The 1,528-nt window shown below is 50.7% G+C and carries 1 rRNA gene; it reads right to left on the bottom strand.

Annotation, left to right across the window (positions count from 1 at the left end):
- Positions 1–1,528, bottom strand: a 23S ribosomal RNA gene (locus tag ACOSVP_RS18540); the annotation flags it as partial.

The raw sequence follows: 1,528 nt of genomic DNA, 5'->3' as shown, positions 1-1,528 counted from the left end.
GCGCACCTTCTCCCGAAGTTACGGTGCCATTTTGCCTAGTTCCTTCACCCGAGTTCTCTCAAGCGCCTTGGTATTCTCTACCTGACCACCTGTGTCGGTTTGGGGTACGGTCTATGTATATCTGAAGCTTAGAAGGTTTTCCTGGAAGCATGGCATCAACCACTTCGTCCAAAAGAGGACTCGTCATCAGTTCTCGGCCTTAAGTACCCGGATTTGCCTAAGTACTCAGCCTACCACCTTAAACACGGACAACCATCGCCGTGCTGGCCTAGCCTTCTCCGTCACTCCATCGCAATATACATCGGTACGGGAATATTAACCCGTTTCCCATCGACTACGCTTTTCAGCCTCGCCTTAGGGGCCGACTCACCCTGCCCTGATTAGCATGGGACAGGAACCCTTGGTCTTCCGGCGAGGGAGGTTTTCACTCCCTTTATCGTTACTCATGTCAACATTCGCACTTCTGATACCTCCAGCCTGCTTTACAGCTTGACCTTCAACGGCTTACAGAACGCTCCTCTACCGCTTACACAAAGTGTAAACCCGTAGCTTCGGTGTACAGTTTTAGCCCCGTTATATCTTCCGCGCAGGCCGACTCGACTAGTGAGCTATTACGCTTTCTTTAAAGGGTGGCTGCTTCTAAGCCAACCTCCTAGCTGTCTAAGCCTTCCCACATCGTTTCCCACTTAACTGTAACTTTGGGACCTTAGCTGACGGTCTGGGTTGTTTCCCTTTTCACGACGGACGTTAGCACCCGCCGTGTGTCTCCCGCGCTCATACTCATTGGTATTCGGAGTTTGCATGGGGTTGGTAAGTCGGGATGACCCCCTAGCCCAAACAGTGCTCTACCCCCAATGGCAATACGCGAGGCGCTACCTAAATAGCTTTCGAGGAGAACCAGCTATCTCCGAGCTTGATTAGCCTTTCACTCCTATCCACAAGTCATCCCCAGCCTTTTCAACGGATGTGGGTTCGGTCCTCCAGTTAGTGTTACCCAACCTTCAACCTGCTCATGGATAGATCGCCCGGTTTCGGGTCTAATCCTAGCAACTGAACGCCCTATTAAGACTCGGTTTCCCTACGCCTCCCCTAAACGGTTAAGCTTGCTACTAAAATTAAGTCGTTGACCCATTATACAAAAGGTACGCAGTCACGGAACAAAGTCCGCTCCCACTGCTTGTACGTACACGGTTTCAGGTTCTATTTCACTCCCCTCACTGGGGTTCTTTTCGCCTTTCCCTCACGGTACTGGTTCACTATCGGTCAGTCAGGAGTATTTAGCCTTGGAGGATGGTCCCCCCATATTCAAACAGGATATCACGTGTCCCGTCTTACTCGATTTCATTGATAAGGCATTTTCGTATACGGGGCTATCACCCACTATGGCGGCACTTTCCAGAGCCTTCTACTAACACCTAATCAACTTAAGGGCTAATCCCCGTTCGCTCGCCGCTACTAAGGGAATCTCGGTTGATTTCTTTTCCTCCGGGTACTTAGATGTTTCAGTTCCCCGGGTTTGCCTCGTTAA

Source organism: Marinomonas sp. HM11-D (assembly GCF_057626615.1).
This window is presented reverse-complemented; position numbering and strand designations above follow the sequence as displayed.